This is a genomic window from Achromobacter sp. (genome assembly GCF_050285585.1).
In the GTDB taxonomy this organism is placed as follows: Bacteria; Pseudomonadota; Gammaproteobacteria; order Burkholderiales; family Burkholderiaceae_B; genus Achromobacter.
Genome location: NZ_JBLZXF010000009.1, coordinates 158,328 through 184,588 on the forward strand (window position 1 = coordinate 158,328; position 26,261 = coordinate 184,588).

At 67.4% G+C, this 26,261-nt stretch carries 30 protein-coding genes; 7 read left to right on the forward strand and 23 right to left on the reverse strand.

Annotation, left to right across the window (positions count from 1 at the left end):
- Positions 1-20: 20 nt before the first annotated feature.
- The 4 genes from ACN6PJ_RS15000 to mltG form a co-directional block, all read right to left on the reverse strand.
- Positions 21-791 (reverse strand): TatD family hydrolase, encoded by a 771-nt coding sequence (locus ACN6PJ_RS15000; protein WP_427996656.1) that lies wholly within the window; start codon positions 789-791, stop codon positions 21-23.
- 68 nt (positions 792-859) lie between these two features.
- A complete protein-coding gene (holB, locus tag ACN6PJ_RS15005) occupies positions 860-1,963 on the reverse strand; it encodes a DNA polymerase III subunit delta' (RefSeq protein ID WP_427996657.1) in 1,104 nt (367 codons plus the stop codon).
- Positions 1,960-2,583, reverse strand: a complete 624-nt coding sequence (gene tmk, locus ACN6PJ_RS15010; protein WP_427996658.1) for a dTMP kinase — start codon at positions 2,581-2,583, stop codon at positions 1,960-1,962. Before tmk ends, holB begins: the two co-directional genes overlap by 4 nt.
- A complete protein-coding gene (mltG, locus tag ACN6PJ_RS15015) occupies positions 2,580-3,710 on the reverse strand; it encodes an endolytic transglycosylase MltG (protein ID WP_427996659.1) in 1,131 nt (376 codons plus the stop codon). Before mltG ends, tmk begins: the two co-directional genes overlap by 4 nt.
- Before the next feature lie 153 nt (positions 3,711-3,863).
- Here mltG and ACN6PJ_RS15020 point away from each other — a divergent pair, with 153 nt between their 5' ends.
- Complete coding sequence (locus ACN6PJ_RS15020) at positions 3,864-4,865, forward strand: YgfZ/GcvT domain-containing protein (RefSeq protein WP_427996660.1); 1,002 nt, start codon at positions 3,864-3,866, stop codon at positions 4,863-4,865.
- A gap of 46 nt (positions 4,866-4,911) precedes the next feature.
- Here ACN6PJ_RS15020 and ACN6PJ_RS15025 read toward each other — a convergent pair whose 3' ends face one another.
- The 7 genes from ACN6PJ_RS15025 to ACN6PJ_RS15055 form a co-directional block, all read right to left on the reverse strand.
- The gene (locus ACN6PJ_RS15025; RefSeq protein ID WP_427996661.1) at positions 4,912-5,601 is read right to left on the reverse strand and encodes a VIT1/CCC1 transporter family protein; all 690 of its coding nucleotides are present in this window, start codon (positions 5,599-5,601) and stop codon (positions 4,912-4,914) included.
- A 77-nt stretch (positions 5,602-5,678) separates the two neighbouring features.
- Entirely contained in the window at positions 5,679-6,116 is a 438-nt protein-coding gene (locus ACN6PJ_RS15030) for a PaaI family thioesterase (protein ID WP_427996662.1), read from the reverse strand.
- 1 nt (position 6,117) lies between these two features.
- Positions 6,118-7,008 carry a 3-hydroxyisobutyrate dehydrogenase gene (gene mmsB / locus ACN6PJ_RS15035; RefSeq protein WP_427996663.1) on the reverse strand — a complete coding sequence of 297 codons (891 nt, stop codon included), beginning with the start codon at positions 7,006-7,008 and terminating at the stop codon, positions 6,118-6,120.
- A gap of 83 nt (positions 7,009-7,091) precedes the next feature.
- Positions 7,092-8,267 (reverse strand): enoyl-CoA hydratase/isomerase family protein, encoded by a 1,176-nt coding sequence (locus ACN6PJ_RS15040; RefSeq protein ID WP_427996664.1) that lies wholly within the window; start codon positions 8,265-8,267, stop codon positions 7,092-7,094.
- Complete coding sequence (locus ACN6PJ_RS15045) at positions 8,264-9,418, reverse strand: acyl-CoA dehydrogenase family protein (RefSeq protein ID WP_427996665.1); 1,155 nt, start codon at positions 9,416-9,418, stop codon at positions 8,264-8,266. Before ACN6PJ_RS15045 ends, ACN6PJ_RS15040 begins: the two co-directional genes overlap by 4 nt.
- A gap of 191 nt (positions 9,419-9,609) precedes the next feature.
- A complete protein-coding gene (locus ACN6PJ_RS15050) occupies positions 9,610-9,957 on the reverse strand; it encodes an RnfH family protein (RefSeq protein ID WP_427996666.1) in 348 nt (115 codons plus the stop codon).
- Positions 9,947-10,381 carry a type II toxin-antitoxin system RatA family toxin gene (locus ACN6PJ_RS15055; protein WP_427996667.1) on the reverse strand — a complete coding sequence of 145 codons (435 nt, stop codon included), beginning with the start codon at positions 10,379-10,381 and terminating at the stop codon, positions 9,947-9,949. Before ACN6PJ_RS15055 ends, ACN6PJ_RS15050 begins: the two co-directional genes overlap by 11 nt.
- A gap of 104 nt (positions 10,382-10,485) precedes the next feature.
- Here ACN6PJ_RS15055 and smpB point away from each other — a divergent pair, with 104 nt between their 5' ends.
- Positions 10,486-10,959: an SsrA-binding protein SmpB gene (gene smpB / locus ACN6PJ_RS15060; protein ID WP_427996668.1), complete on the forward strand. Its 474-nt coding sequence runs from the start codon at positions 10,486-10,488 to the stop codon at positions 10,957-10,959.
- 1 nt (position 10,960) lies between these two features.
- Here the strand turns inward: smpB and ACN6PJ_RS15065 are convergent, their stop codons facing one another.
- From ACN6PJ_RS15065 to ACN6PJ_RS15075, 3 genes are all read right to left on the reverse strand, one after another.
- Positions 10,961-12,148, reverse strand: coding sequence for a GGDEF domain-containing protein (locus tag ACN6PJ_RS15065; protein WP_427996669.1), 1,188 nt, complete (start codon positions 12,146-12,148; stop codon positions 10,961-10,963).
- 26 nt (positions 12,149-12,174) lie between these two features.
- Positions 12,175-13,101 (reverse strand): SPFH domain-containing protein, encoded by a 927-nt coding sequence (locus ACN6PJ_RS15070; protein ID WP_043542871.1) that lies wholly within the window; start codon positions 13,099-13,101, stop codon positions 12,175-12,177.
- A 97-nt stretch (positions 13,102-13,198) separates the two neighbouring features.
- Positions 13,199-13,633 carry an NfeD family protein gene (locus ACN6PJ_RS15075; RefSeq protein ID WP_427996670.1) on the reverse strand — a complete coding sequence of 145 codons (435 nt, stop codon included), beginning with the start codon at positions 13,631-13,633 and terminating at the stop codon, positions 13,199-13,201.
- Between the two features lie 169 nt (positions 13,634-13,802).
- On the opposite strand from ACN6PJ_RS15075, the gene ACN6PJ_RS15080 reads away from it, so the two are divergent.
- Both ACN6PJ_RS15080 and ACN6PJ_RS15085 read left to right on the forward strand, forming a co-directional pair.
- Positions 13,803-14,537, forward strand: coding sequence for a glutamine amidotransferase (locus ACN6PJ_RS15080; RefSeq protein ID WP_427996671.1), 735 nt, complete (start codon positions 13,803-13,805; stop codon positions 14,535-14,537).
- A gap of 94 nt (positions 14,538-14,631) precedes the next feature.
- Positions 14,632-15,477: a bifunctional transcriptional activator/DNA repair enzyme AdaA gene (locus ACN6PJ_RS15085; protein ID WP_427996672.1), complete on the forward strand. Its 846-nt coding sequence runs from the start codon at positions 14,632-14,634 to the stop codon at positions 15,475-15,477.
- 79 nt (positions 15,478-15,556) lie between these two features.
- Here the strand turns inward: ACN6PJ_RS15085 and ppsA are convergent, their stop codons facing one another.
- Positions 15,557-17,923: a phosphoenolpyruvate synthase gene (ppsA, locus tag ACN6PJ_RS15090; protein ID WP_427996673.1), complete on the reverse strand. Its 2,367-nt coding sequence runs from the start codon at positions 17,921-17,923 to the stop codon at positions 15,557-15,559.
- Positions 17,924-18,105: 182 nt separating this feature from the next.
- Here ppsA and ppsR point away from each other — a divergent pair, with 182 nt between their 5' ends.
- From ppsR to ACN6PJ_RS15105, 3 genes are all read left to right on the forward strand, one after another.
- Entirely contained in the window at positions 18,106-18,933 is an 828-nt protein-coding gene (gene ppsR / locus ACN6PJ_RS15095) for a posphoenolpyruvate synthetase regulatory kinase/phosphorylase PpsR (protein WP_043542832.1), read from the forward strand.
- Positions 18,934-19,178: 245 nt separating this feature from the next.
- Complete coding sequence (locus ACN6PJ_RS15100; protein ID WP_427996675.1) at positions 19,179-19,646, forward strand: DUF2846 domain-containing protein; 468 nt, start codon at positions 19,179-19,181, stop codon at positions 19,644-19,646.
- 100 nt (positions 19,647-19,746) lie between these two features.
- Positions 19,747-20,226 (forward strand): DUF2846 domain-containing protein, encoded by a 480-nt coding sequence (locus ACN6PJ_RS15105; RefSeq protein WP_427996676.1) that lies wholly within the window; start codon positions 19,747-19,749, stop codon positions 20,224-20,226.
- 31 nt (positions 20,227-20,257) lie between these two features.
- On the opposite strand, the gene ACN6PJ_RS15110 is transcribed toward ACN6PJ_RS15105, so the two are convergent.
- The 8 genes from ACN6PJ_RS15110 to lpxD all read right to left on the reverse strand — a co-directional run bounded on the left by ACN6PJ_RS15110 (position 20,258) and on the right by lpxD (position 26,259).
- On the reverse strand, positions 20,258-20,728 hold the full coding sequence (locus ACN6PJ_RS15110) for a DUF2846 domain-containing protein (RefSeq protein WP_427996677.1): 471 nt from the start codon (positions 20,726-20,728) through the stop codon (positions 20,258-20,260).
- A complete protein-coding gene (locus tag ACN6PJ_RS15115) occupies positions 20,725-21,057 on the reverse strand; it encodes a hypothetical protein (RefSeq protein WP_427996678.1) in 333 nt (110 codons plus the stop codon). Before ACN6PJ_RS15115 ends, ACN6PJ_RS15110 begins: the two co-directional genes overlap by 4 nt.
- A gap of 220 nt (positions 21,058-21,277) precedes the next feature.
- A complete protein-coding gene (locus ACN6PJ_RS15120; RefSeq protein ID WP_427996679.1) occupies positions 21,278-22,057 on the reverse strand; it encodes a TrmH family RNA methyltransferase in 780 nt (259 codons plus the stop codon).
- The gene (gene rnhB / locus ACN6PJ_RS15125) at positions 22,054-22,662 is read right to left on the reverse strand and encodes a ribonuclease HII (protein ID WP_427996680.1); all 609 of its coding nucleotides are present in this window, start codon (positions 22,660-22,662) and stop codon (positions 22,054-22,056) included. The genes ACN6PJ_RS15120 and rnhB overlap by 4 nt, the downstream gene beginning before the upstream one ends.
- Positions 22,649-23,845, reverse strand: a complete 1,197-nt coding sequence (gene lpxB, locus ACN6PJ_RS15130; protein WP_427996681.1) for a lipid-A-disaccharide synthase — start codon at positions 23,843-23,845, stop codon at positions 22,649-22,651. The genes rnhB and lpxB overlap by 14 nt, the downstream gene beginning before the upstream one ends.
- Positions 23,842-24,636, reverse strand: a complete 795-nt coding sequence (gene lpxA / locus ACN6PJ_RS15135) for an acyl-ACP--UDP-N-acetylglucosamine O-acyltransferase (protein WP_427996682.1) — start codon at positions 24,634-24,636, stop codon at positions 23,842-23,844. Before lpxA ends, lpxB begins: the two co-directional genes overlap by 4 nt.
- A 3-nt stretch (positions 24,637-24,639) precedes the next feature.
- On the reverse strand, positions 24,640-25,095 hold the full coding sequence (gene fabZ, locus ACN6PJ_RS15140) for a 3-hydroxyacyl-ACP dehydratase FabZ (RefSeq protein WP_076521293.1): 456 nt from the start codon (positions 25,093-25,095) through the stop codon (positions 24,640-24,642).
- Positions 25,096-25,161: 66 nt separating this feature from the next.
- Positions 25,162-26,259, reverse strand: coding sequence for a UDP-3-O-(3-hydroxymyristoyl)glucosamine N-acyltransferase (gene lpxD, locus ACN6PJ_RS15145; protein ID WP_427996683.1), 1,098 nt, complete (start codon positions 26,257-26,259; stop codon positions 25,162-25,164).
- Positions 26,260-26,261 lie beyond the last annotated feature (2 nt).

A 26,261-nucleotide genomic window follows, 5' to 3' on the forward strand; every position in this document is an offset into this window, starting at 1 on the left:
TTTAAATAAATTACTTTCGATTATTTCTTTATCTTATTGAAAAGACGGAAGAAATTATCAGTTGAAGCGCGTGCGACTTCCGCCACCGGAATGCCGCGGAGGTCCGCGATCTTCTCGGCCACGTGTATCACCTTGGACGGATCGTTCAGCTTGCCGCGGTATGGCACGGGCGCGAGGTACGGCGAATCGGTTTCGATCAACAGCCGGTCCAGCGGCACCTTCGCGGCCACTTCGTGCACCACCTGCGCGTTCTTGAACGTGACGATGCCCGACAGCGAAATATAGAAATTCTGATCCAGCGCGGCCTGCGCCACGTCCCAGTTCTCGGTGAAACAGTGCATCACGCCGCCGACCTCGGCCGCCTTCTCTTCCCGCAGCATGCGGACCGTGTCTTCGGCGGAGGCGCGCGTATGCACGATCAGCGGCAGGCCCGTGTCGCGCGCGACGCCGATATGGCGGCGGAAACGCTCCCGCTGCCAGTCCAGCGGCTCCGACAGGCGGTAGTAGTCCAGCCCGGTTTCGCCGATGGCCACGACCTTCGGATGCGCGGACAGGCGGGTCAGCTCCTGCGCCGTGGGATCAGGCGTATCTTCGTAGTCGGGGTGGACGCCCACCGAGGCCCACAGGTTCGCCTGCGGCTCGACCAGCGACATTAGCGAGGGCCATTCCGGCATGTTGACGCTGACGACCAGCGCGTGCGTTACCTGGTTGGCGGCCATCCGGTCGAAAATCGCCGGCAGATCGGCGGCAAGCTCCGGGAAGTTCAAATGGCAGTGGGAATCGACGTACATATTGAATCGGGATGAAAGTGCCGCGGCGCCCTGCCCGCCCGCGGGCAGAGCGCCGTCGGATCAAGGGCTTACGCTTGGCAGGATAGCACCACGCGTTGCAGGGCAGCGTGGGCGAACAGCTTCGCATTCAGGGGGTGCGTGGCCAGCGCGCGCTGCTTGGTGAGCCAGCGCGCGGACTCGGCCACCCGCGCCGCGTTCATGCGCGCGGCGATTTGCGCGACACCGCCGGCCAGGGACGGGAAATAGCGCGCGGGCGCCCCGGCGCCGGCCAGCATCAGGTCGGTGTACAGCCGTTGCAGAGCATCGATCCATTCGCCGGCCGCGACTTTCTCCAGCGCCTCGGCCAGGGTGCCCACGTCGGGCGCCTGCCCGTTCGCGAGCGGCCCCACCAGTTGCGACAGCCAGGGCGGGCACGCGGCTTCGCCCGACTGCGCCAGACGCAGCGCGGCCAGCGGGGCCCCGCCCGCCGCCGCGAGCCATTCCCGGGCGGGCTCGACGTTCTGCTCCCGCAGCCATCGCAAGGCGGTGTCCGGATCCGGGGCGGGCAGCGGCAGACGCCGGCAGCGCGACACCAAGGTCGGCAACAGACGGTCCGGGGCATCGGCCACCAACAGGAAGACCGTGTGGGGCGGCGGTTCTTCCAGCACCTTGAGCAAAGCGTTGGACGACACCACGTTCAGGGCATGGGCCGGATATAGCAGCGCCACGCGCCAGCCGCCACGGTGCGTGGCGGTGTTGAACCAGGATTCCAGCGAACGGATCTGGTCGATGCGGATTTCCTTGGACGGCGCGCGCTTGGTCGTGCCGGCCGCCGGCTCGGCATCTTCGGCGGACTCGGCGGCGTCCGCCCCCTCTTCCAGCGCCACGGCCTCCGGCCGGATGCGGCGCAGGTCGGGATGGTTGCCGCTGGCGAACCAGGCGCATGCGGCGCAGTGTCCGCAGGCCAGGCCGTTCTCGGGGGTTTCGCACAGCAGGCTTGCCGCCGCCGCGATGGCGAAATCCAGCTTGCCGATGCCGGCCAGGCCATGCACCAGCCAGGCGTGGGCGAAACGGTCGCGGTTGCCCAGCCACGCGCGCGCGGTCTCCCTCTGCCACGGAAGAAATTGCGGCGCGCCGGACGAACCGCCGGGCGCGGCCGGCTGGGCGCTCTCGGAGGAACGGGCCGCGTTCATGCGCCCTGCCCCAGGAGTTCGCGCAGCCCCGCCTCGAGCCCGGCGCGCACCTCGGCGATGGAGCGCGTGGAATCGACGATGCGGATCCGGTCCGGATTGGCGGCGGCGCGCGCATGATAGGCCGCGCGGGTGCGTTCGAAGAAGGCCGCGCCTTCGCGTTCGAAGCGGTCGGGCTCGCGCGCGTCGGCCAGCCGCGCCCTGGCCACTTCGAGCGGCACGTCGAAGAGCCAGGTGCGGTCGGGCTGGCCCGCCTGCATCCAGTCTTCCAGCACGGCGACGCGCTCGGCGCCCAGACCGCGGCCGCCGCCCTGGTAGGCGTAGGAAGCGTCGGTATAGCGGTCGCACACGACCCAGGCTCCGCGCGCCAGCGCCGGTTCGATCACTTGGCGGAGGTGTTCGCAGCGGGCCGCGAACATCAGCAGGGTTTCGGTATCCAGCCCCATCGGGTCCGTCAGCAGCAAGGCGCGCAGCTTTTCGCCCAGCGGCGTGCCGCCGGGCTCGCGGGTAGAAACCACGTCCAGGCCCCGCGCGCGCAGGAAGTCGGCGATCCAGACGGTGTGCGTGCTCTTGCCCGCGCCGTCGACGCCCTCCAGCGTAATGAAACGTCCACGCGAGGTCATTGGTCTTGTCCTTGTGCTTGTGCCGGCGATGGGCCCTGCTCGTCGGCCGGCGCCGGAGGCGAGACGGGCGCCGGGGCGGGAGCCGCGGGACTGCGGCCCTGCGCCGCGCCCGAACTCTGCCCCTGCCCGAGGATGTAGCGGGATACGTTGCGATTGTGCTCGGACAGGCTGACCGAGAACTCGCTGGTGCCGTTGCCTCGGGAAACAAAGAAGAGGAACTTGTGCTGTTCCGGCTGCACCGCGGCCAGCAGCGCCGCCCTGCCGGCCGCCGCGATGGGTGTGGGAGGCAGGCCCGGCCGCGTATAGGTATTCCAGGGGGTATCCGTCTGCAGGTCGCGCTTGCGGATCCGCCCCTGATAGGCCTCGCCCATGCCGTAGATCACCGTCGGGTCCGTCTGCAACAGCATTCCGACCTTCAGGCGGTTGGTGAACACGCCGGACACGCGGCGGCGGTCCGGCCCATGGCCCGTCTCCTTTTCGATGATCGAGGCCAGCACCAGCGCTTCGTAAGGCGTGCTCACGGGCAGATCCGGCTGGCGCTTGGCCCAGGTATCGTCCAGGATGCGCTGGCCTTCCTCGTACGCGCGCCGCAACAGGTCGAAATCGGTGCTGCCCGGCGTGAAGATGTACGTATCGGGAAAGAACAGCCCTTCGGGATGCTTGATGCTGGAGCCCAGGCGCTCCATGAGTTCCTCGTCCGTGACGTCACCCAGCGTCTGCTTGACGTCGGGATTGGCGCGCAGCGCCTGGCGGATCTGCCGGTAGGTCCAGCCCTCCAGGAAGGTGATCTGCCGCTGCGTCATGTCGCCGCGGGCCAGCCGCTCCAGCAGACGCCAGGGCGTATCCCCATTGATCGCCTGGTAACCGCCGGCCTTCATCTGCTTGTCCAGCTCGGACAACCGCGCCATCCACACGAAACCAGGCTCCCACACCGGCACGCCGGCCTCGTTCAGCACGCGCGCGACCGTGCGCGGACTGCTGCCCGGCTCCACCACGAAATCGATCTTGTCGGCCGACAGCTGCATGGGCCTGTGCATCCAGTGCCAGGCGGCGCCCACGGCCGCGGCGGCAGCCAGCACGATGAGCAGGACAAACCACAAGACGTAAAAACTGAGTCGCTTCTTCATAAGTGGTGGAAGTTTAATTGATCGCGCGGGCCTGTCGCGCCAAAAGAGGGGTCGGAGCGCGCCGCCCGCCCCTTTGCCCGGCGGGGGCATGGCCCTGCGCGCAGGGGAACGCGGCTATCATCTGCACTTTGATGACGCGATAACACCGCCGCCATGCATGCTTTCCATTCTTCGATCCCCGCGCGCGCCGAAGGTTGCGCGCAATGCGCTCCGCTGGACGATTTTCTGGTCTTCGCCGCTTCCGGCGCCGATGCCCTGACCTTCCTGCATGGCCAGCTGACGCAGGACGTCACCGGCCTGCCCGCCGACGCCGCCCGGCTGGCCGGCTACTGCACGGCCAAGGGCCGCCTGCTGGCCACTCTCGTGATGTGGCGCGCGGCGCCGGCAGATGCGGACGACGCGCCCCGCCTCTATGGCCTGGTCCGCCAGGACCTGGCCCAGGCCCTGATCAAGCGCCTGTCGATGTTCGTGCTGCGCGCCAAGGTCAAGCTGGCGGCCACGCCGCTGCACGTGGCCGGCGTGCTGGCCACCGCCGAACAGGCCGCCGCGCTGGACGCCGCGGCCGGCCCCCTGCCTCGCAAGCCTTGGCAACGCGCCGACCTGCCTTCGGGCACCTGGATCGCCGCGCCGTCCGCCGATGCGCGCCTGCGCTGGTGGTGGATCGCCTCGGACGCACAGCTGGAAAACGCGGCCCCGCTGGCCGGCGCGCTCGGGCTCGCGCCCGCCGCGCAATGGCATGCCGCCGATCTGGCCGCGGGCATTCCGTGGATCACCACGGCCACCCAGGACGTCTTCATCCCTCAAACGGTCAACCTGGACCTGATCGAGGGCGTCAGTTTCACCAAGGGCTGTTATCCCGGCCAGGAAGTCGTGGCGCGCAGCCACTACCGCGGCACCGTGAAACGGCGCATGGCGTACGGCACCATCGCCGACGCGGCCACCGAGGGCGCGCCCCTGGCCGGCGTCGACGTGTACGATGCCTCGCAGCCCGGCGAGCCCACCGGCCGCATCGTGGATGCCGCCAGCGAACAAGGCGTGGTGTCGGTGCTGTTCGAAACCGCGTTGGCCGCGCTGCCGGAAGGCGACCTGCGGCTGGGCGCCGCCGACGGGCCGCGCATTTCGGCCGCCCCGCTGCCCTACTCCATCACGCCCTGAACTTGCCTGCGGCTCCTGCACGCGGCCGCGTGCAGGCCGGCTCATCCTAGACCGCCACCCCAAACAGCGCGCCCACGGCGGTGGTCGCCGCCATCGCCAGGGCGCCCAGGATCGTCACGCGCAGCGCGGCGGGCCCCTTGGGCGCGCCGCCGGCCCCCGCGGCCAGGGCGCCCAGCCCTGCCAGACAGACCACCGACGCGCCGATGACCCAGCCGATCAGTTGCGGCACGGGCGCCAGCGCGGCCACCAGCAGCGGCAGCGCCGCGCCGCCTGCGAACGATGCGGCCGACGCCACCGCGGCCTGCACCGGCCGCGCGCGGTTGTGTATGGAAATGCCCAGCTCATCGCGGGCATGCGCATCGAGCGCGTCGTGGCTGGTCAACTGGCTCGCCACCTGCGTCGCCAGGTCCCGAGTGAGGCCCCGCCCCACGTAGATATCGATCAGTTCGGCCAGTTCCTCGGTGGAATTGCGCTTCAGCGACCGCTGCTCCAGCCGCAGGTCCGCGGCCTCGGTATCGGCCTGCGACCGCACCGACACGTACTCCCCGGCCGCCATCGACAGCGCCCCGGCCACCAGCCCCGCCAGCCCCGAGGTAAGGATGGCGCCATGCGTGGCCTGCGCGGCCGCGACGCCGGTGATCAGGCTGGCCGTCGATACGATGCCGTCGTTTGCGCCGAGCACGGCCGCGCGCAGCCAGTTGCTGCGGAAAATCCGATGATGTTCTCTAGGAGGCATTGCCAGCTACCCATGCTACGCGCGACAAACCGCGCGGCGGGCCCGCCCCGGTGGACGGACCCGCCGCGCGGCGGGGTTCAGCGCGGCGTCACGCGCACCGCGGTAAGCAAGCCTATCACGCAAAGGGTGGCCTGCTCTCCTTCATAGGCGTGCACCTCGACCTGGCAGATCGACAGGCGCTTGCCGGGCTTGACCACGCGGCCGCTGGCGACGTAGCGCTCGCCCTTGGCGGGCGCCAGGAAATTCATCTTGAATTCCGAGGTCAGCACGTCCTCGCCCGGCTCGAACAGCGTGTAGGCGGCATAGCCGCCCGCGCTGTCCGCGATGGTGGTGGAAATGCCGGCATGCAGGAAGCCGTTCTGCTGACAGAGGTCGGCGCGGTACGGCAGGACGATGTCCACGCGCCCCGGCTCCACCACGTCCAGCCCCGCCCCCAGCAGGGCCATGATGCTTTGCCGGTCGAAACTGCTCTTGACCCGCGAGGCCGCGTCCTCCGATGCCAGGATGGGCGCCATGTCAGTCCTGCTCGCGCTTGACGAGGTTGACGATGCTGGAAAAATCCAGCCTGCCCGACCCGCCCGCGCTATGCAGGGAATAGAGGTTGCGCGCCAGCTCGCCCAGCGGGATCGAGGCCCGGGTCGACAGCGCCGCTTCGGCCGCCAGGCCCAGGTCCTTGAGCATCAGATCCACGCCGAAGCCGCCCGCGTAGCCCTTGGACGCCGGCGCATGGTCCATCACGCCGGGCCAGGGGTTGTAGAGCTCGGTCGCCCAGTTGCGGCCGGAACTCTTGGCGATGATGTCCGACAGCACCTTGGGATCCAGGCCGTTGGCCACGCCCAGCGCCAAAGCCTCGGACGTGCCGGCCATCAGAATACCCAACAGCATGTTGTTGCAGATCTTGGCGACCTGGCCGGCGCCCGCCGGGCCGGCGTGGAAGATGTTCTTGCCCATTTTTTCCAACACCGGGCGGGCGCGTTCCAGCGCCGCGGCCTGGCCGCCGACAATGAACGTCAGCGTGCCGGCGGCCGCCCCGCCCGTGCCGCCCGAGACGGGCGCGTCGATCATGGAGATGCCCCGCGACTCGGCGGCCTGGGCCACCTTGCGCGCCGAATCCGGCGCGATGGTGCTGCATTCGATGACCAGCGCGGAGGACGGGATCTTGCCCAGCAGGTCTTCGCCCAGGTACAGCCCTTCGACGTGCTTGCTGGCCGGAAGCATGGAAATCACCACCTCGGCGCCCTTGACCGCCTCGGCGGCGGAGGCGGCGGCCTTGGCGCCAGCGTCGGTCAGCCCTTTCACGGCCGCCGGCACGAGGTCGAAGACCGTCAGGCTATGGCCGGCCTTGACCAGGTTCAATGCCATGGGCGCGCCCATGTTGCCCAATCCGATAAACGCGATACTGCTCATGATGTCTTGTCTCCTGTTGCCAATGCTGTAGGTATGGAATCATCGTGTACTGCGTAATGGGCGCCGGCGCCGCCCCGGACGGGCTAACGCCCTTCCTTGCCCAGGTCCGCGAGCGGATGGGGCTCGCCTTCGGGCCAGGGTTCGTCGAAGAACTTCTGCACCCAGGCGTCGGTGGCCATGTCCATCACCGCGGGATTCCAGCGCGGCTTTTTGTCCTTGTCGATCAGCAGCGCGCGGATGCCCTCCGCGAAATCGCCATGCGCGGTGCAGGCCAGCGCCGCGATGTATTCGGCGCGGAACACGTCGTCCAGCGAACGCAGGCGCATGCGCTGCTGCAGCGCGAACGACAGCCGCACCGAACCCGGCGAGCCCGCCAGCATCGTCGACGCCGCGCGCGCCAGCCAGGGATCCTCGTGGTCTTTCAACGCGGCCAGCTCTTCGTAGATGTCGTCCAGCCGGTTGCCGCTGCACAGGCTGTTGATCAGGAAGGAGTGCTGGCGCAGGTTGCCGCCTTCGAGCGGGGTCTGCGGTTCCAGCGCCGCCAGCGCGCGGCGCAGCAGGCCGTCGTTGATCGAGCGCGGGGGGATGGCGTCTTCGGACGCGCCGGCCGCCTGGCCGGCCCAGGGCTGCTCCTCAAGCGAGGCGAGCAGCTTGGGCCAGTCCGCGTGATTCAGGCGGAAATCCGCCAGGCCCGCGAAAAAGGCGTCGGCCGTGTTCATGTGGGCGCCGGTCAGCGCCAGGAACAGTCCGATCCGGCCCGGCATGCGGTTGAGCAGCCAGCTGCCCCCGACGTCGGGAAACAGGCCGATCGTGACCTCGGGCATTGCCAGCCGCGAAGACTCGCTGACCACCCGGTGGCTGGCGCCCATCATCAGGCCGATCCCGCCGCCCATGACGATGCCATGGCCCCAGCACAGCACGGGCTTGGGATAGCTGTGGATGCGGTAGTCCAGCCGGTATTCGTGCTCGAAGAAGCGCCGCGCGTAGGCATTGCTCCAGCCGGGCTTGCCCGCGTTCTCGCGCATGCTGCGATAGAGCCCGTGCAGATCGCCGCCGGCGCAGAACGCCTTCTCGCCCGCGCCCTGCAGGACCACCAGGGCCACGCCCGGGTCGTTCGCCCAGGTATCCAGCTGCGCGGCCAGCAAGTCCACCATGTCCAGCGACAGGCCATTGAGGGTCTGCGGCGAATTCAGCGTCGCGATCCCGAAGCGCATTCCATTGGCAGCGGTTTTTTCTTCGAACAGCACCGGTGCGTTCATCTTATGTCGGCTCCTTTTTCCAACAATTGGCGGGAAATGATCACTCGCATGATCTCGTTGGTTCCCTCCAGAATCTGATGAACGCGAGTATCGCGCACCAGACGCTCCAAGGGATAGTCCCGCAAGTACCCATAGCCGCCGTGGATCTGCTGCGCGTCCAGGCAAATCTGGAAACCCATGTCGGTGGCGAAGCGCTTCGCCATCGCGCAGTAGGTCGCCGCGTCTGGCGCGCCCGCGTCCAGCTTGCACGCCGCCAGGCGCACCATCTGGCGAGCCGCCACCAGATGCGTGGCCATGTCGGCCAGCTTGAATTGCAGCGCCTGGAATTCAGCCAGACGCCGGTTGAACTGCCTGCGTTCGTCCATGTAGCGCCGGGCGGCGTCCAGCGCGCCCTGCGCCGCGCCCACCGAGCAGGTGCCGATATTGATGCGGCCGCCGTCCAGGCCCTTCATCGCGATCTTGAAGCCTTCGCCTTCCTTGCCCAGCATGTTGGCGGCCGGCACGCGGACGTTCTCGAACGTGATGGGACGGGTGGACTGGCTGTTCCAGCCCATTTTCTCTTCCTTGCGCCCGTAGCCGATTCCTTCGCTGTCCGCGGGAATGGCGAACGCGCTGATGCCGCTGGCGCCTTCGCCTCCCGTGCGCGCCATGACCACCAGCAGGTCCGTGTCGCCGCCGCCCGAGATGAACGCCTTGGCGCCGTTGACGATGTAGTCATCGCCGTCGCGCTGCGCGCGCGTGGACAGGGAGGCGGCGTCGGAGCCCGCGCCGGGCTCGGTCAGGCAGTACGAGGCGAGCTTCTGGCCGCTGGCCAGCAAAGGTCCCCAGGCCTCGCGCAGCCCCGGCTGCCCCCACTTGCCCACCATCCAGGTCGCCATGTTGTGAATCGTCAGGAAGGCCGTGGTGGAGGGATCGACGGCCGCCATCTCCTCGAACACCAGGGTGGCGTCCAGGCGCGGCAGGCCCAAGCCGCCGATGTCCTCGCTGGCGTAGATGGCGCAGAAGCCCATCTCGCCCGCGCGGGCGAAGGCCTCGCGCGGGAAGATGCCTTCGGCGTCCCAGTGCGCGGCGTGGGGAGCGAGCTCGCCCTCCGCGTAGTCGCGCGCGGCCTGCGCGAAAGCGCGCTGTTCGTCGGTCAGTTCCAAGTCCACAGCCTGTCTCCTGTTGTAGTCGGTATTGTCTGTTGGCGTTGCTGCCGTCTCGTGAACGCCAGCATGCCGATTTTGGCATGACGTTGACGTAAACGTAAATGCGTAACGACGTTTATGTTACGCCCGAAGCGCCGGCACGATTTGTCTTACCCGCGACAATGTTTCCCCGGGTTTCCACCGGGGCTGGCCGCCTACAGCAGGCCGGCCGGGCGGATGCGCCCGTTCCTGGCCGTCTTGGCGCGGCGGTGCTCCGCGCGGCGGCGGCGCGATTCCTTGGGGTCGAACGTCAGGCCCCGGTAGACCTCCACGCGATCCCCGTCGGCCAGCACGGCCCCGGGTTCGGTGGCGCGTCCGAAAATGCCCACGCCGCGCTCCCAGGGGCGCACCACCGGGAAGGCATCGCCAAAGCCGCTGGCCGCCAGCGCGTCCGCCACGGTGGCGCCCTCGGGCAGGCGCAGCTCGCGCATCCAGACGTGGCCGGGCAAGGCGTAGCAGACGCTTACGCTCAACTGCCGCGCCGGGGACGGCTCATTCGCCATACTTGGCCTGCGCGCGCTTGGTGAAGGAATCGATGAAACTGGTGGCGATGCGGTTGAACACCGGCCCCACCACCATCTCGAGCGCCCGGTTGGAAAACGCGTATTCCATGGTGAAGAGCACTTTGCAGGCGTCTTCGGCAAGCGCCTGGAACTCCCAATGCCCGACCAGGCTGGAGAACGGGCCGTCGACCAGTTCCAGGTCGATCCGGTCGGGATAGGCATGGGTATTGCGCGTGGTGAAGCGCTGCTTCATCCCCGCGAAACTGATCAGGATGGAAGCCTGCATGCCGTGCTCGTCCCGGGTCTGCACCTCGGCGCCGCCGCACCACGGCATGAACTCGGGGTACTTCTCCACGTCGGCGACCAGATCGAACATCTGGGCGGCGCTGTACGGCACCAGGACGGATCGTTGTACTTTGTGCATCGACTATCGCAAATGGCTAGAATGGCACGATTTTACCGGCACAACACGACCTGGGGCCAGAATACGCCCAGCCACCGCGCGCGGCCCCCAGGCACAAGGGCTTTATGAGCATTATCGACAACCGCAAGGCCACGCACGACTATTTCATCGAAGACCGCTACGAGGCCGGCCTTGTTCTGCAAGGCTGGGAAGTCAAGGCGATCCGCGATGGCCGCGTGCAGCTCAAGGAAAGCTACGTCATCGTGCGCGATGGCGAGCTCTACCTGCTGGGCATGCACGTCAGCCCCCTGCCCACGGCCTCCACCCACATCCACCCCGACGCCATGCGCACGCGCAAGCTGCTGCTCAAGGCCGAGGAAATCAGCAAGCTCATCGGCAAGGTCGAGCAGCGCGGCTACACGCTGGTGCCGCTCAATCTGCACTACAAGAACGGGCGCATCAAGCTGGATTTCGCGCTGGGCCGCGGCAAGAAACTGTACGACAAGCGCGACACCGCCCGCGAAAAGGACTGGCAGCGCGAGAAAGAGCGCATGATGAAGCACGACACCCGCGCCCCCCGCAAGGGCAAGGACGACTGATTCACGCGGCCACGGGCTGCGGCTGGCGCTCCAGGTCCGTTCCCGGCCCTGCGATCCCGTTGCGCCCCGCCGCCTTCGCCGCATAGAGCTTGCGGTCCGCCCGCTCGAAGAACGCCTGCAGGTTCTCTCCAGGCACCCAATCCGTCACCCCCGCGCTGAACGTGTACGAAATGGTGCTGCCGCCGTGCGAGCACGGCGTGCGCCGCACCGAGTCCAGCAGACGGTCCGCCACCTCCATCACCGCGTCGCTGCGCAGGTCCGGGAACAGCACGGCGAACTCCTCTCCGCCCACGCGGCCCACGTGGTCGCCCGTGCGCAGCGTGGCGGTCGCCAGCAGGCCGAAATGGCGCAGCACGGCGTCTCCGGCCGCATGGCCGTGGGTATCGTTGATGCGCTTGAAATGGTCGATGTCCAGCAGCAGCATCGCCAGCGGGCGCCGCGTGCGCAGCGCCTGGGCGCAATAGCGCTCGGCCTGCAGCCACCAGGCCTTGCGCGACATCAGGCCTGTCAGGAAGTCCGTGTTCGCCTCCTGCTCGCGGTCCGCGAGCATCCGGTCGTGGATGATCATGATGGTGCCCAGGGTCAGGCATGGCATGGTCAGCACGCCCAGCGTCATGAACGCGATATTCCAGGCGGTGGGCAGCAACAGCGCCTGCGGCTCGGCGATGCCGAGCAGATAGACCACGGCCCGCGCGGCGCACACCGAGGCTGACACGAACGCCACCACGCGGACGAAATGGTAGCTGTAGCGCGACCGGTTCATCGGCATGCCATGCCCCACGGTGACGCCCACGGCCAGCATGAAGCCGGTCATGAGCGCCGACATGGCCACCATGCGCGTCTCGACCCGCGGCTCGATGTACGTGTAGGCGGCCAGCACCAGCAGGGCCGCCCCCGAGGCCAGCGCCATGAGATGCCGGGGCACGGGGCGGCCGACCAGCCTGCACAGGCCCGCATAGTACGCGCACAGGGCCAGGGCGACGGCCGTATTGGCCAGGATCACCGACAGAAACAGAGGCGCGTCGGTGGCCTGGAACGCGAAGGCGCCAAATGCCAGCAGCGTCAGCAGATTGGCGCTTATCGCCTCTTTGATGCCCGCCATGCCGCTGCGGGCCAGCGATCCGAGCACGCACAGCGCCAACACTCCCGCCAGCGCTGCCACCAAAAGCAAGTTAACGGGAGCGATCATCTTGCGGGCGCCGGCGGGCGCGGTTGTCAGCTGTTCCGGGTGGACTTCACGATGGTCATGGCGGAGGCGATCATACCGCCCACGTCGGACAGGTTGGCCGGCAGGATCAGCGTATTGCCTTCCTTGGCCACGTTGCCGAAAGCCTCGACGTAGCGCTCGGCCACCTTGAGGTTCACGGCTTCCATGCCGCCCGGCTGGCGCACCGCGTCCGCGACCTGCGTGATGGCCTTGGCGGTGGCCTCGGCGATCGCGAGCACGGCCGCGGCCTCGCCCTGGGCCTGGTTGATCTGCGCCTGCTTCTCGCCCTCCGAACGGGCGATCGCGGCTTCGCGCTCGCCGGTGGCGATGTTGATCTGTTCCTGGCGCCGCCCTTCCGACGCGGCGATCAGGGCGCGCTTTTCCCGTTCGGCGGTGATCTGCGCCTGCATCGAACGCAGGATCTCATTGGGCGGGGTCAGGTCCTTGATCTCGTAGCGCAGGACCTTCACGCCCCAATTCAGCGCGGCCTCGTCCAGCGACGAAACGATGTTGCTGTTGATGGAGTCGCGCTCTTCGAAGGTACGGTCCAGTTCCATCTTGCCGATGACGGAGCGCAGCGTGGTCTGGGCGAGCTGCGTGATGGCCGAGATGTAGTTCGACGACCCGTAGGACGCGCGCATCGGGTCCGTCACCTGGAAGTACAGCACGCCGTCGACTTGCAGTTGCGTGTTGTCGCGCGTGATGCAGACCTGGCTGGGCACGTCCAGCGGGATTTCCTTGAGCGAATGCTTGTACGAAACGCGCTCGATGAACGGGATGACAAAGCCCGCGCCCGGAGACAGGACCCGGTCGAATTTGCCCAGGCGTTCGACCACCCAGGCGTGCTGCTGGGGCACGATGGCGATCGCCTTGATGACGATCAGTATCGCCAGCGCGACGACGACAAGCAGGACGATGGTGGAAGTATCTATCATCATTCGGAGCCTCTTCTTCTGGTAAGTACGTTCGCAGGGCCCGCCTGGGCGGCATGGGCGCCTGCCGCCGGCCTCGCCCGCGGCGGGCCGGCCCTGCTCATGCCGAGCCGGGCGTGCCCTTTGGGGTCAGCACCAGGATCGAGCCGCGCATTTCGGTAATGATCTGTTCGCCGGCCAGCGGCGCTTGCCCGCGGGCCAGCTCGGCCTGCCAGTGCGCTCCGCGGTACCACACGCGCGCCGTGCCGTTTTCGGACCAGGCCTCGACCGAGACGGTCTGGCCGATGTCCAGGTTGACGTCGGCGTTGCGGGCCGAATCGACTTCGCGCTTCTTCAGGACGCGGGTCTTGCGCAGGACCAGCAGACCCAGCAGCAGCACCACGCCGCAGGCCACGAGCTGCCATTCGAGGCCCGCGCCGAACCAGGCGGCCACGCCGCCGGCCGCCAGCCCCAGGGCCACCAGCAGCAAATAGAACGTTCCCGTCGCCAATTCGCCGATCAGGGCCAGCGCGGCCAGTCCCAGCCATATCCACATAGTTGTCGTTCGCCCGTAAGGATGAGTCCCTGTGCCGGATTGTACGTATTTCCGGGACGCAACGGTGAAGACGCCGCGCTTCAAGGACAATGGCGCTGGATTATGATGTGTGCTTGCGGCGCCGTTCCTCCAGGTCCCGGCGCCCGCGCCTCTTACGCAAAGCCCCCCAATGACCGCAATACCTTCCGCCCTTCCCGTCCTGATCCTGCATACCGGCGACCCGGACGATACGCTCAAAAGCCAGTTCGGCGGCTATGCCGACCAACTCGCTCAGGCCGCGGGCCTCGCGCCCGACGACATGGAAATCGTGGCGGTGCACGCGGGCCAGAGGCCGCGCCCGCCCTCCAGCTACCGCGCGGCGCTGATCACCGGCTCGCCCGCCATGGTGACCGACAAGGAGCCCTGGAGCGAAGACACGGCCGCCTGGCTGCGCGAGGCCGCCGCCGCCGGACTGCCCATGTTCGGCGTCTGCTACGGCCACCAGTTGCTGGCTCACGCCCTGGGCGGCAAGGTGGGCTACAACCCGGCGGGCCGCGAAGTCGGCACCCAAACGGTGGAGCTGCTGCCGCCCGCCACCGGCGACAAGCTGCTGGAGGGTCTTCCGCCCACCTTCCCGGCCCAGATGCTGCATGCGCAGACCGTGCTGCAGGCGCCGCCCGGCTCCGCCGTGCTGGCGCGCTCGGACCTGGACGGGCACCAGATGATCCGGATCGGCCGCAACGTGTTCTCCACCCAGTTCCATCCGGAGTTCGGCCCCGACTTCATCCTCGCCCACCTGGAACGCTACGGGCGCCGGTACGCCGCCGAAAACCTGGACGTGCCGGGCCTGTCCGCGAATGTGCGCGCCACCCCGGTGGCGGGCAGCCTGCTGCGCCGCTTCCTGGACGCCTACGCGCCCGCCTAGGGCGCGGGCCCGCGCAACAACCGGAGTGCGGCGCGCGGCAAGCCTTGAGACGATGCAGTCAAGCGCACCGCCTGCGCACTGTCAGGAGTCCCTTATGAATCACGCCGCCGCCTCTTTGAGCAAACAGCACGCCGCCGCCGTCGAGCGCGCCTGCCGCGCGCTGGAATCCGAGCAGCCGCCGGACCTGGCCACCCTGGCCGAGCAGGCCGGCATGAGCCGCTTCCATTTCCACCGCGTGTTCAAGGCGGCCACGGGCATCACCCCCAAGGCCTACGCCACCGCCTTGCGCGCCAACCGCGCCCGGCAGCAGCTCGGGCAAAGCGCCAGCGTGACCGACGCCATGTACGACGCCGGCTTCAATTCCAGCGGGCGCTTCTACGAAGCCGCGCCCGCCATCCTGGGCATGACGCCCACCGCCTTTCGCAAGAACGGCGCGGGCGTGGATATCCGTTTCGCGGTCGCCCAATGCTCCCTGGGCGCGCTGCTGGTGGCCGCCAGCGACACGGGCATCTGCGAGATCGCCTTGCACGAAGATCCGGAACAGCTCGTCCGGGATCTGCAGGACCGCTTCAAGGCAGCGCGGCTGATCGGGGCCGACGCGCGCTTCGAAAGCTGGGTGGCGGCCGTCGTGGGATTCGTCGAAGACCCGTCGCGAGGCCTGGACCTGCCCCTGGACGTGCGCGGCACCGCCTTCCAGCGCCGGGTCTGGGAAGCGCTGCGCGAAATTCCGGTGGGCGAGACGGCCACCTATGCCGACATCGCCGAACGCATCGGCTCGCCCCGCGCCGTGCGCGCCGTGGCCCGCGCCTGCGCCACCAACAATATCGCCCTGGCCATCCCCTGCCACCGGGTGGTGCGCACCGACGGCTCGCTGGCCGGCTACCGCTGGGGGATAGACCGCAAGCGGGAACTGATCGCGCGGGAGGCCCTGGCGGCCTAGAAGGCTGCGCCCGCTTGCCGCCCGGCGACAAAAAAAACCGCGCCCTCCCGGGCGCGGTTTTTTCACATCGGGAATCCGATCAGTTCTTGGCCAGGCGCTGCCACGTATCGACAACGGTGTCCGGGTTGAGCGACATCGACAGGATGCCCTCGTCCTTCAGCCATTGCGCGAAGTCGGGGTGGTCGCTGGGGCCTTGGCCGCAGATGCCCACGTACTTGTTGGCGGCCAGGCAAGCCTTGATCGCGCGGCGCAGCATGAACTTCACGGCTTCGTCGCGTTCGTCGAAGTCGGCGGCCAGGAGCTCCATGCCCGAATCGCGGTCCAGGCCCAGCGTCAGCTGGGTCATGTCGTTCGAGCCGATGGAGAAGCCGTCGAAATACTGCAGGAACTCGTCGGCCAGGATGGCGTTGGACGGCACTTCGCACATCATGATGAGCTTCAGGCCGTTTTCACCGCGGGCGAGACCGTGCTTGGCCAGCAGGTTGACCACCCGCTCGGCCTGGCCCAGCGTGCGCACGAACGGCACCATGATTTCGACGTTGGTCAGGCCCATCTCGTCGCGCACTTTCTTCAGCGCTTCGCATTCCATGCGGAAGCACTCGGCGAAGTCCTCGGCGATATAGCGCGACGCGCCGCGGAAGCCCAGCATGGGGTTCTCTTCCTCGGGCTCGTAGCGCGAACCGCCGACCAGCTTGCGGTACTCGTTGGACTTGAAGTCCGACATGCGCACGATCACGGGCTTGGGGTAAAACGCCGCCGCGATGGTGGCCACGCCTTCGGCCATCTTCTCGACGAAGAAGGCGCGCGGGCTGGCATGGCCGCGGGCGGCCGATTCCACGGCCTTCTTCAGTTCGCCGTCCACGTTCGGGTAGTCCAGCACCGCCTTCGGGTGGATGCCGATGTTGTTGTTGATGATGAATTCCAGGCGCGCCAGGCCGACGCCGCCGTTGGGGATCTGGGCGAAATCGAAGGCCAGTTGCGGATTGCCCACGTTCATCATGATCTTCAGATCGATGGCGGGCATGTCGCCGCGGCGCACTTCCTCCACCTCGGTCTCGATCAGGCCGTCATAGATGCGGCCTTCGTCGCCTTCCGCGCAGGACACGGTCACGGCCTGGCCTTCCTTCAGCACGTCGGTGGCATTGCCGCAGCCCACGACGGCCGGGATGCCCAGCTCGCGCGCGATGATGGCCGCGTGGCAGGTACGGCCGCCGCGGTTCGTCACGATCGCGGAGGCGCGTTTCATCACGGGTTCCCAGTTGGGATCCGTCATGTCGGTGACCAGCACGTCGCCCGGCTGGACCTTGTCCATGTCGGAGATGTCGCCGACCACGCGCACGGGGCCCGAACCGATCTTCTGGCCGATCGCGCGGCCGGTGATCAGGACCTGGCCGGTGGCCTTCAGGCGGTAGCGCTGCTGGACGTCGGCGGCGCCCTGCTGCGACTTCACCGTTTCCGGACGCGCCTGCAGGATGTAGATCTTGCCGTCCACGCCATCACGGCCCCACTCGATGTCCATGGGACGGCCGTAGTGCTTTTCGATGATGACGGCGTAGCGGGCCAGTTCGTTGACCTCGTCGTCGGTCAGCGAATAGCGGTTGCGCTCGGATACGGGCACGTCCACGGTGCGCACGGCGCGGCCTTCCGGACGCTCCGGGTCGAATTCCATCTTGATCAGCTTGGAGCCGATGCGGCGGCCCACGATCGGGAAATGTCCCTGGGCCAGCGTGGGCTTGAAGACGTAGAACTCGTCGGGATTGACGGCGCCCTGCACCACGGTTTCGCCCAGGCCGTACGACGAAGTGATGAACACCACGTCCTGGAAGCCCGATTCGGTGTCGATGGTGAACATGACGCCGGCGCTGCCCTTGTCGGAACGCACCATGCGCTGGATGCCGGCCGACAAGGCGACGTCGGCGTGGGCGTAGCCCTTGTGCACGCGGTAGGAAATGGCGCGGTCGTTGTACAGCGAAGCGAACACGTGGCGGATCTTGTCCAGCACGTCGTCGATGCCAACAACGTTCAGGAAGGTTTCCTGCTGGCCGGCGAACGAGGCGTCCGGGAGGTCTTCCGCGGTTGCGGACGAGCGCACGGCGAACGAGCCCTTGCCGTCGGCGTCGAGCTTGGCGAAGGCGTCGCGGATCTGCTTTTCGAATTCGGCCGAGAACGGCGCCTCGACGATCCATTGGCGGATCTGCGCGCCGGCGTTGGCCAGCTCGCGGACGTCTTCGGGGTTCAGCGTGCTCAAGCGCTCAGCGATGCGCTTGTCCAGGCCGGAGGCCTTGAGGAAGTCGCGGAAGGCATCCGCGGTCGTGGCGAAGCCGCCCGGCACGCGGACGCCCGCGCCAGACAGCTGACTGATCATTTCGCCTAGTGATGCGTTCTTGCCTCCTACCGAGTCCACGTCCGTCATGCGGAGCTGCTCGAACAAAACAACATACGACATTGAAGTCACCTTTTACAATGGAATGAAAGCGAGTTTGGTCAATGCGTCAGGAAGCTGGATCACAGCCCCAACTCTACGCGCTGACCAAACTGGCCTTGGACCGCCCTTGGGGTGACTTATAGGGGCCTGATTGTACTCGGTGGAGTACGTCCGGCCATCCGCCTGGTTGGAATTTTTTACACATGACATCTACCCCGATCGTACGCACGGTATACATCGTTTCCGACAGTACCGGCATCACCGCAGAAACCTTCAGCCAGTCAGTCCTTTCGCAGTTCGAGGGCGTCGATTTCAAGCCGGTTCGGCTGCCTTTCGTCGACACGCTGGAAAAAGCGGCCGAAGTCGCCATGCGGATCGACCGCAGCGCCCAGGAGGCCGGCGTTCCGCCCATCGTTTTCAGCACCCTGGTCAACCCCGACATGCTGGCCCGTGTTCGTCAGGCGAACGGGATTTTCCTCGACCTGTTCGGCACCTTCGTCAGCCACATCGAGCAGGCGCTGGGGTTGAAGTCCAGCCATTCCATCGGCCGCTCGCACATGCAGGCCAATTCAGAAAAGTACCGCAATCGGATCGACGCGATCAACTTCAGCCTGGCGCACGACGACGGCCAGTTCGTGAACCAGCTGGACCAGGCGGACGTGATCCTGGTGGGCGTGTCCCGTTGCGGCAAGACGCCCACCAGCCTGTACCTGGCCATGCAATACGCCATCAAGGCGGCCAATTTCCCGCTGACGCCGGACGACTTCGAGCGCGGCACCCTGCCCTCGACCATCGCCCCGCACCGCGGCAAGCTCTTCGGCCTCTCGATCCAGCCCGAACGCCTGGCCGAGGTCCGCAACGAACGCCGCCCCAACAGCCGCTATGCCAAGCTGGAGCAGTGCCGCTACGAAGTCGCCGAGGCCGAGCGCATGATGCGCCGCGAAGGCATTTCGTGGCTGTCGAGCACCACGAAATCGATCGAAGAGATCGCGACCACGGTGCTGCAGGAAGTTGGCCTGGACAGGGGCTGAAAACGGCAAGGGCGCGCCCCGGGCGCCCATGGCCGCGGTGGAGTCGCGCAACGCGGGCGCGGCCGCCGCCAGCTGCCCGGTCCAACAGCGCCGTCAGGCATTGTTCGCAAAATAGGACTGATACGGCTCCATTTAGCCGCTATTCCGCCGATTGTAGGCCCCGTCCCCTCTTTATACTGCGCCGTTTGCATGTGGCGCCCGCCCCAAGTTGCCGGCGCCCGGCGCCCTTCGAGCGAGGACAAGGCATGAAGAGCTGGATCAAATTGGGTATGGCCGCGCTGGGCGCGGCGCTGTTGCTGTCAGGCTGCGCCGGGCCCCGCTACGCTGACGTGGCGCAGCGCATCCCCCCGATCGAGCCCGCCGAAGGGCGCATCTACTTCTACCAGCCCGTGACATCGAGCGGCGAAAAGATCGCGCAGCCCGCCATTCTGGTCGACGGCCGCAAGGTCGGCCGCTCCAAGCCGGGACGCTTCTTCTTCGTGGACCGCGCGGCGGGCGACCTCGAAGTCCTCACCGCGACCGATCGCAAGGAACGCAAGAACGCGCTTCGCGTGCCCTTGGCGGTGGGGCAGACCCAGTACGTACGGGTGGATATTTCGGGCGGCAAGCAGGTCTTGAGGCTGGAGGAATCCGCGGACGCGGCCCAGGAGGCCCTGCGGGACCTGCGGTATTGGGGCGCTGGCCGACGCGAAAGAGAGCCGTTGCGCTACTGATCGCTAAATACGTTTTGTAAATATTTGATTCATTCATATACTTACAGGCTTTAGCGATGCACGGGCACGGCAAGCCGGGGCCGATTCTGGAGACGAACACATGAAGAGCGGTTGGAAGATGGTGGCCGCCGCGGCGCTAGGCGCCGTGCTGCTGGCAGGTTGCGGCGGGCCCCGCTACAAGGACGTCGCGAGCTCGATTCCCATCATGGTGCCGGACACCGGGCGCATCTATTTCTACCAGCCGCCGGCCCCGACCGGCGTGGTGTCCGACCAGCCCTACCTGCGGGTCAACGACGTGAAGGTCGGACGCTCCAAGCCGGGCAGTTTTTTCTACGTGAACCGTCCCGCCGGCAACTACGAGGTGGATACCCTGCGCGGCGGCGAGCACGTGTCGTTCACCCTGGCGCCAGGCCAGACGCGGTATGTGCGGCTGAGCATCCAGGGCGTGAGCGGCAATTCGTCCAGCGTGGGCCGGCAGGAAATGCGGCTTGAAGAGTCCGAGGAAGTCGCCACGCGGGAAATGGGGCCGCTGAAGTACTGGGGAGCGGGTTCGCGCGAACGCGTGAAGCTGCGCCGCTGAACCCGGCGGCGCAGCGTCACCCCGCTGCCGGCTACAGCCCGGGCACTTGCTCGGGCGTCGCGGCGCCCCAATAACGCAGCTGGCGCATTTCATTCTCGGCCAGCTCGGGCGGGTCGACCAATTGCATCGACAACTGGCCCACGGCGCTGGTGCTGCCCAGCGATTCCGCCATGATGCGCACATAGCGCGTCTGGCCCGCATCCAGCATGAAGCTCACGCCGTCGCCGGTCCAGTACAGGTTGGTGATGACATAGCTGCCCGCGGGGCGGTCCACGAAGAAGAAGCTGCCAGGCTTGTTGCGGCCCACGACTTCCTTGTTGACACGCAGTTTTTGCTGGGCTGCCGCCATGCTCGCGGGTTGCGGCTGATAGAAATAAATCCGGCCGTTCCCTTCGGCGATGGGGGGGATCCTGCCATGCAGCGATTCGTACCTGGATCCGGCGCAACCGGCCAACAGCGCGGCAACGATCACGGCGGCCGCCATTCTCAACCAGGTTTTCATTGACGCATCTCCACGGGCAACGTGACGGGACGTGACAGAGGCATGTATGCGCTTTCGCCCGGCAGGTAGAAACCGAGCAGCTTGCCGGAAGACGCCACGGCATAGGCTTCGTCCTGGCGACGGGTCTGGATGGTGAAGAGCCCGCTCAGGGGACGATAGACGTCGCCTTGCGGCAAGGCGCCCACGCGGCGCCATTGCGAGCCGGCAGCCAGCGTCACGCTCCTATCGTTCGGCAGGGCCGCGATGACCGGTCTGGACAATTGGATGATGTGGACGGGATCCGCCGGAGCCGCATGCACCATGCTGACTTTCTGGGTATTGACCGACATGCACGCAGCCAGCGCAAACGCGCAAGCGGCCGCCAAGAAAAGCACCCTGGCCCCGCGGGCGGGACGACCTTCAGGCCTACGAACCGGCGATGACGCCATAAACACCTCGGAAGCAAAAGCCGAAGTATATGAGTGCGTCCCATTTTTACAAAACGTTTTCCGCCCGGTTCCGCCCGTCGCCGCAGCCGCGCCGCTTACCCTCCAGCGTTGCGGAACCGGATCAGGCGAGCAAGCCCTGCCGCCGCTGTTCGAACAGGCAGATGGCGGCTGCGGCTCCCACATTGAGCGACTCTACCGCCGCCCTATCGTGCGGGATGCGCAGCTTGTACGAGGCGGCGTCAAGCAAGGCAGCCGCCACGCCCTGCCCTTCGTGGCCGAATACCCAGGCGCAGCGCTCCGGCAGGCGGCTGCGGTACAGATCCTGCGCGCCTTCCAACGCGGTCGCCACCAGCGGCACCCGCAGGCTGGGCAGCAAGGCTGCAAGATCGACATGTTCGTGGATGGCCAGCGCGAAGTGGGCGCCCTGCCCGCTGCGCAGGACCTTGGGCGACCATGCCGCCGCCGTGCCGGTCGCCAGGAAGACCCGTTTCACGCCGGCTGCCGCGCAGGTGCGCAGTAATGTGCCGACGTTGCCCGGATCCTGGATCCGATCGAACAGCACGCAGTTCTCGTCCACCTCCGCGGGCAGCGCCATGGCCGGCGGCGTGACCACGAAGGCCACCCCCTGCCCGCTTTCCACGCTGGCCAGCGATTGCATCAGGCGCGCGTCCAGGGCCAGGCAGCGGCCATCGGGCACGGCGGCCGCCAAGGCGGCGATATCGGGCTGCGACAGGCGCTCCACGTCGAAAACGGCCTGGTCGGGCGCGCCATGGCGCTGCAGCCAGGCCTGGCACAGATGGATCCCGTCCAGCAGCACGGGCGCCCCGCGCTTGCCCGCCGTGCCGGCCAGTTTGGCGAGCGCCTTGACCGCGGGGTTGTCGCGGGAACTGATGTGCTTCATAGGATCGGACCGAAGGCCTTGATCGGCGCGAAGCTGCGGCGATGCTCGGCGCAGGGGCCGTGCTCGCGCAGCATTTGCAGGTGCAGCGCGGTGCCGTAGCCCTTGTGCTGGTCGAACGCATATTGGGGATACAAGGCGTGCAGCCGCAGCAAGTCCGCGTCCCGGGCCGTCTTGGCCAGTATGGAAGCCGCGGAAATCGCGGGCACCAGCGCATCGCCCTTGATGACCGTCTGCACGGAGCAGCCCAGCTTGGGCGCCTGGTTGCCGTCCACGAGCGCCAGTTGCGGCAGGACGGACAACCCCTGGACCGCCCGCTGCATCGCCAGCATCGTGGCGCGCAGGATGTTCAGGCTGTCGATCTCGGCGACGCTGGCGCTGGCGACGAACCAGGCGAGCGAGCGTTCCTGGATCTCCAGCGCCAGGGCTTCGCGCGTCGCCGCCTTCAGCACCTTGGAGTCCGCCAAGCCGTCGATGGGCCGGGCGGGGTCCAGGATGACGGCCGCGGCGTAGACCGCGCCCGCGAGCGGGCCCCGGCCGGCCTCGTCGACCCCGGCCGTCACCATCGGCGGCTGTTCGGGCGCCGCGAAGAGGTCAGGCTGCTCCACCGGCAACCTCCAGGATCGCCTGGGCGGCCAGCGCCGGCGTATCGCGCAGCAGTTCCTGGTGCAAGGCGGTGAAACGCGCCTCGACCCGCGCCGTCAGCGCCTCGTCGGTCAGCGCCGCCCAGGTCGCTTCCGCCAGCTTTTCGGGGGTGGCGTCGTCCTGCAGCAGCTCGGGCACGGCGAAATCGCGCAGCAGCACGTTCGGCAGGCCCACCCACGGCAGATAGGGACGCTGCTGGCCCGACTTCCAAGCCATGATGCGGCGCATCCAGGGCGACAGCACGTAGGAGATGACCATGGGGCGCTTGTACAGCGCCGTCTCGAGCGTCGCCGTGCCGCTGGCAACCAGCACCGCCGTGGCCGCTTCCATTACCGACCAGGCCACGGGAGACTGGCGCTCGCCGCCCTCCCCGTGCAGGTCCTGCGCGGTCACGCAGCGCAGGCCGGGCACCGGATACTGGGCCAGGATGGCCTGGAATTCGGCGCGTCGCTGGTCATTGACCATCGGCACCACGCATTGGAGGGCCGGGTCCTTTTTCTGCAGCAGCTGGGCGGCCTGGAGGAAACGCGGGGCCAGCAGCCGGATCTCGGACGAGCGGCTGCCCGGCAGGATGGCCAGCACGCGGGCGTCCTGGTCTATGCCCAGGCGGGCGCGCGCCGCGGCGCGGTTCGGCTGCATGGGCACGGCCCCGGCCAGCGGGTGGCCCACGTAGGTCACCGGAATGCCTTCCTTGCGGTAGATCTCTTCCTCGAACGGAAACAGCACCAGCATGTGCGACACCGATTCACGGATCTTGTTGATGCGCTCGTAGCGCCAGGCCCAGATGGACGGCCCGACGAAATGCACCGTGGGCGTGCCGGCCTGCCGCAGCTGGTGTTCCAGGCGCAGGTTGAAATCCGGCGCGTCGATGCCCACGAAGACGGAGGGCGGCTCGGCCAGCCAGCGGCGCTTGACGTCGCGATAGGTGCCAAGCAGGCTGGGCAGCCGCTTCAGCGCGTCCACATAGCCGAAAACCGTCAGGGCATGCATGGGATGCCAGGCGTCGAACTCGCGGGCCTGCATCTGCGGCCCGCCGATGCCTTCGCAATGGACGCCGGCGTCGCGCGCTTGCAGACCGGCAATGATGCGACCGGCCAGCAAGTCGCCCGAAGGCTCGCCGGCCACCATGCCGATCCGTGTGTTCATGGGCGGATGATGCCGCGGCTAGCGACGTCCAGGAAATCGAGCAGGGTCTGCAGGCGGCCGGCGACTTCCGGCTCCGCCTGCTGGCGCGCGCGCAGCTCGGCCCGCGCGGCGTCCAGGGAAAGCCCCCGGCGATAGATGATCTTGTAGGCGTCGCGCAGCGCCGAAATCTCGGCGGGAGAGAATCCGCGGCGCTTCAGGCCTTCGACGTTGACGCCGACCGGCCGGCAGGGGTTGCCGGCGGCCAGCACGAACGGGGGGGTATCCTGCATCAAGGAGCTGTTGCCGCCCGTCATGCTGTGCGCGCCGATGCGCGCGAACTGGTGCACCCCGGTCAGGCCGCCCACGATGGCCCAATCGCCCACGTGGACGTGGCCGCCCAGCTGCACGGAATTGGCCAGGATGGTGTTGCTGCCGATATGGCAATCATGCGCCACGTGCACGTACGCCATGATCCAGTTGTCGTCGCCCAGCGTGGTGACGCCGCCGTCCTGCACGGTGCCCGTGTTCAGCGTCACGAACTCCCGCACAGTATTGCGGTCGCCGATTTCGAGACGCGTAGGTTCGCCCTTGTACTTCTTGTCCTGCGGCATGCCGCCGATCGAGCAGTACCGGTAGAAGCGGTTATCGCGTCCGATGGTCGTCACCCCGTCCACCATGCAATACGGGCCGATCTCGGTGCCGGCGCCGATGGTCACATCGGGGCCGATCATCGCGTAGGCGCCGACGACCACGGTCGGGTCGAGTTTTGCCGCCGGATCGACGACAGCGGTGGGGTGAATGTTTCCTGCCATTGACTACTCTTCCAGGCTGCGAATCGCGCACATCAGCTTGGCCGAGGCGACTTCCTGGCCGTCCACCGTCGCGCGCGCTTGGTACTTACAGATGCTGCGGCTCAAACGCTCGGCTTCCACTTCGATGCGCAACTGGTCGCCCGGCACCACGGGGCGGCGGAAACGCGCGCCATCGATGCCGACCAGGTAATACGCCGTCTTGGAACCCTCGCACTTCAGCCCGCCGTTCTCGTCGGTGAACGAGAACAGGGCCGAGGCCTGCGCCATGGCTTCGACGATGAGCACGCCAGGCATCACCGGGTGATGCGGGAAGTGGCCAGTGAAAAACGGTTCATTGATCGAGACGTTCTTGATGGCCACGATGGACTTGCCGGGCACCATTTCGACGACGCGGTCAATCAGCAGCATCGGGTAACGATGCGGCAACCTCTCCATGATCCCCTTGATGTCGAGTTCCATTTTTCTATGCTTTCCTGCAAAGTGAAATAATTGCGCGGCGCGGACGCGCCGGGGCGGCAATGCGCCCTACTCTTTTTCCAGCGTCCGCACGCGGCGGCGCAATTGCGCCAACTGCTGTATCACGGCGGCGTTGCGCTGCCATTCGCCATGTTCCGCATACGGGAATACACCCGTATAGCGGCCAGGCTTCGAAATATTGGACGTCACCGCGGTGCCGCCCGAAATGTGCACGTCGTCGCCCAGCGTCAGGTGGCCCGACAGCATGGCGGCTCCGCCGATCGTGCAGCGCTCCCCGATCGTGGTCGAGCCGGCCACTCCGACGCAGGCCGCCATCGCGGTATGCGCGCCGATGCGGCAGTTGTGGCCGATCATGATCTGGTTGTCCAGCTTCACGCCGTCGGACACCAGGGTGTCTTCGAGCGCGCCGCGGTCGATCGTCGTGTTCGCGCCGATTTCGACATCGTCGCCGATGGTCACGCCGCCCAATTGCGGGATCTTGCCCCAGGCGCCCTTGCCCAGCGAGGGATCCGGCGCGAAACCGAATCCATCCGCGCCCAGCACCGCGCCGCTATGGATGATGGCGCGGGCGCCCACGGTGACGCCTTCGTACAGGGTGACGTGGGCATGCAGGCGGCTGCCAGGGCCCACGGACGAGCCGGCGCCGATGACGCAGCCCGGCCCGAGCACCGTGCCGCGGCCGATCCGGGCGCCGGATTCCACCACGCATTGCGGCCCGATGCGCACGCCCTCTTCGATCGTGGCGTCGTCGGCCACCACCGCGGACGGATGCGTGTGGGCCGGCAGTTCGGGGCGCCTCGCGGCGTCGAACCACTGCGCCACGCGGGCGTAAAGCAGATAGGGATGCTTGCAGGCGACCAGCGCGAAAGGCGGCCGCGAGCCGCCTTCGGCCTCCAGGGCCTCGGCCACCTCGTTCGAGACGATGACCGCGGCGGCCCTGGTGGCGCCGAGCTGGCTCTGGTAGCGGGGATTGGCCAGGAACGAGATTTCCTGGGGGCCCGCCGACGACAGCGTTCCGATGCCGCAGACCCGCAAGGAGTCTGCGCCCGGCGCCGCACTGATGCGCCAGTCCAATCCCTGGGTATTGGCGGCGCTCAACAGTGCTTCAAGCGTCGGCGCGCGGACAAGATCCAGTAAAACCGGCATGA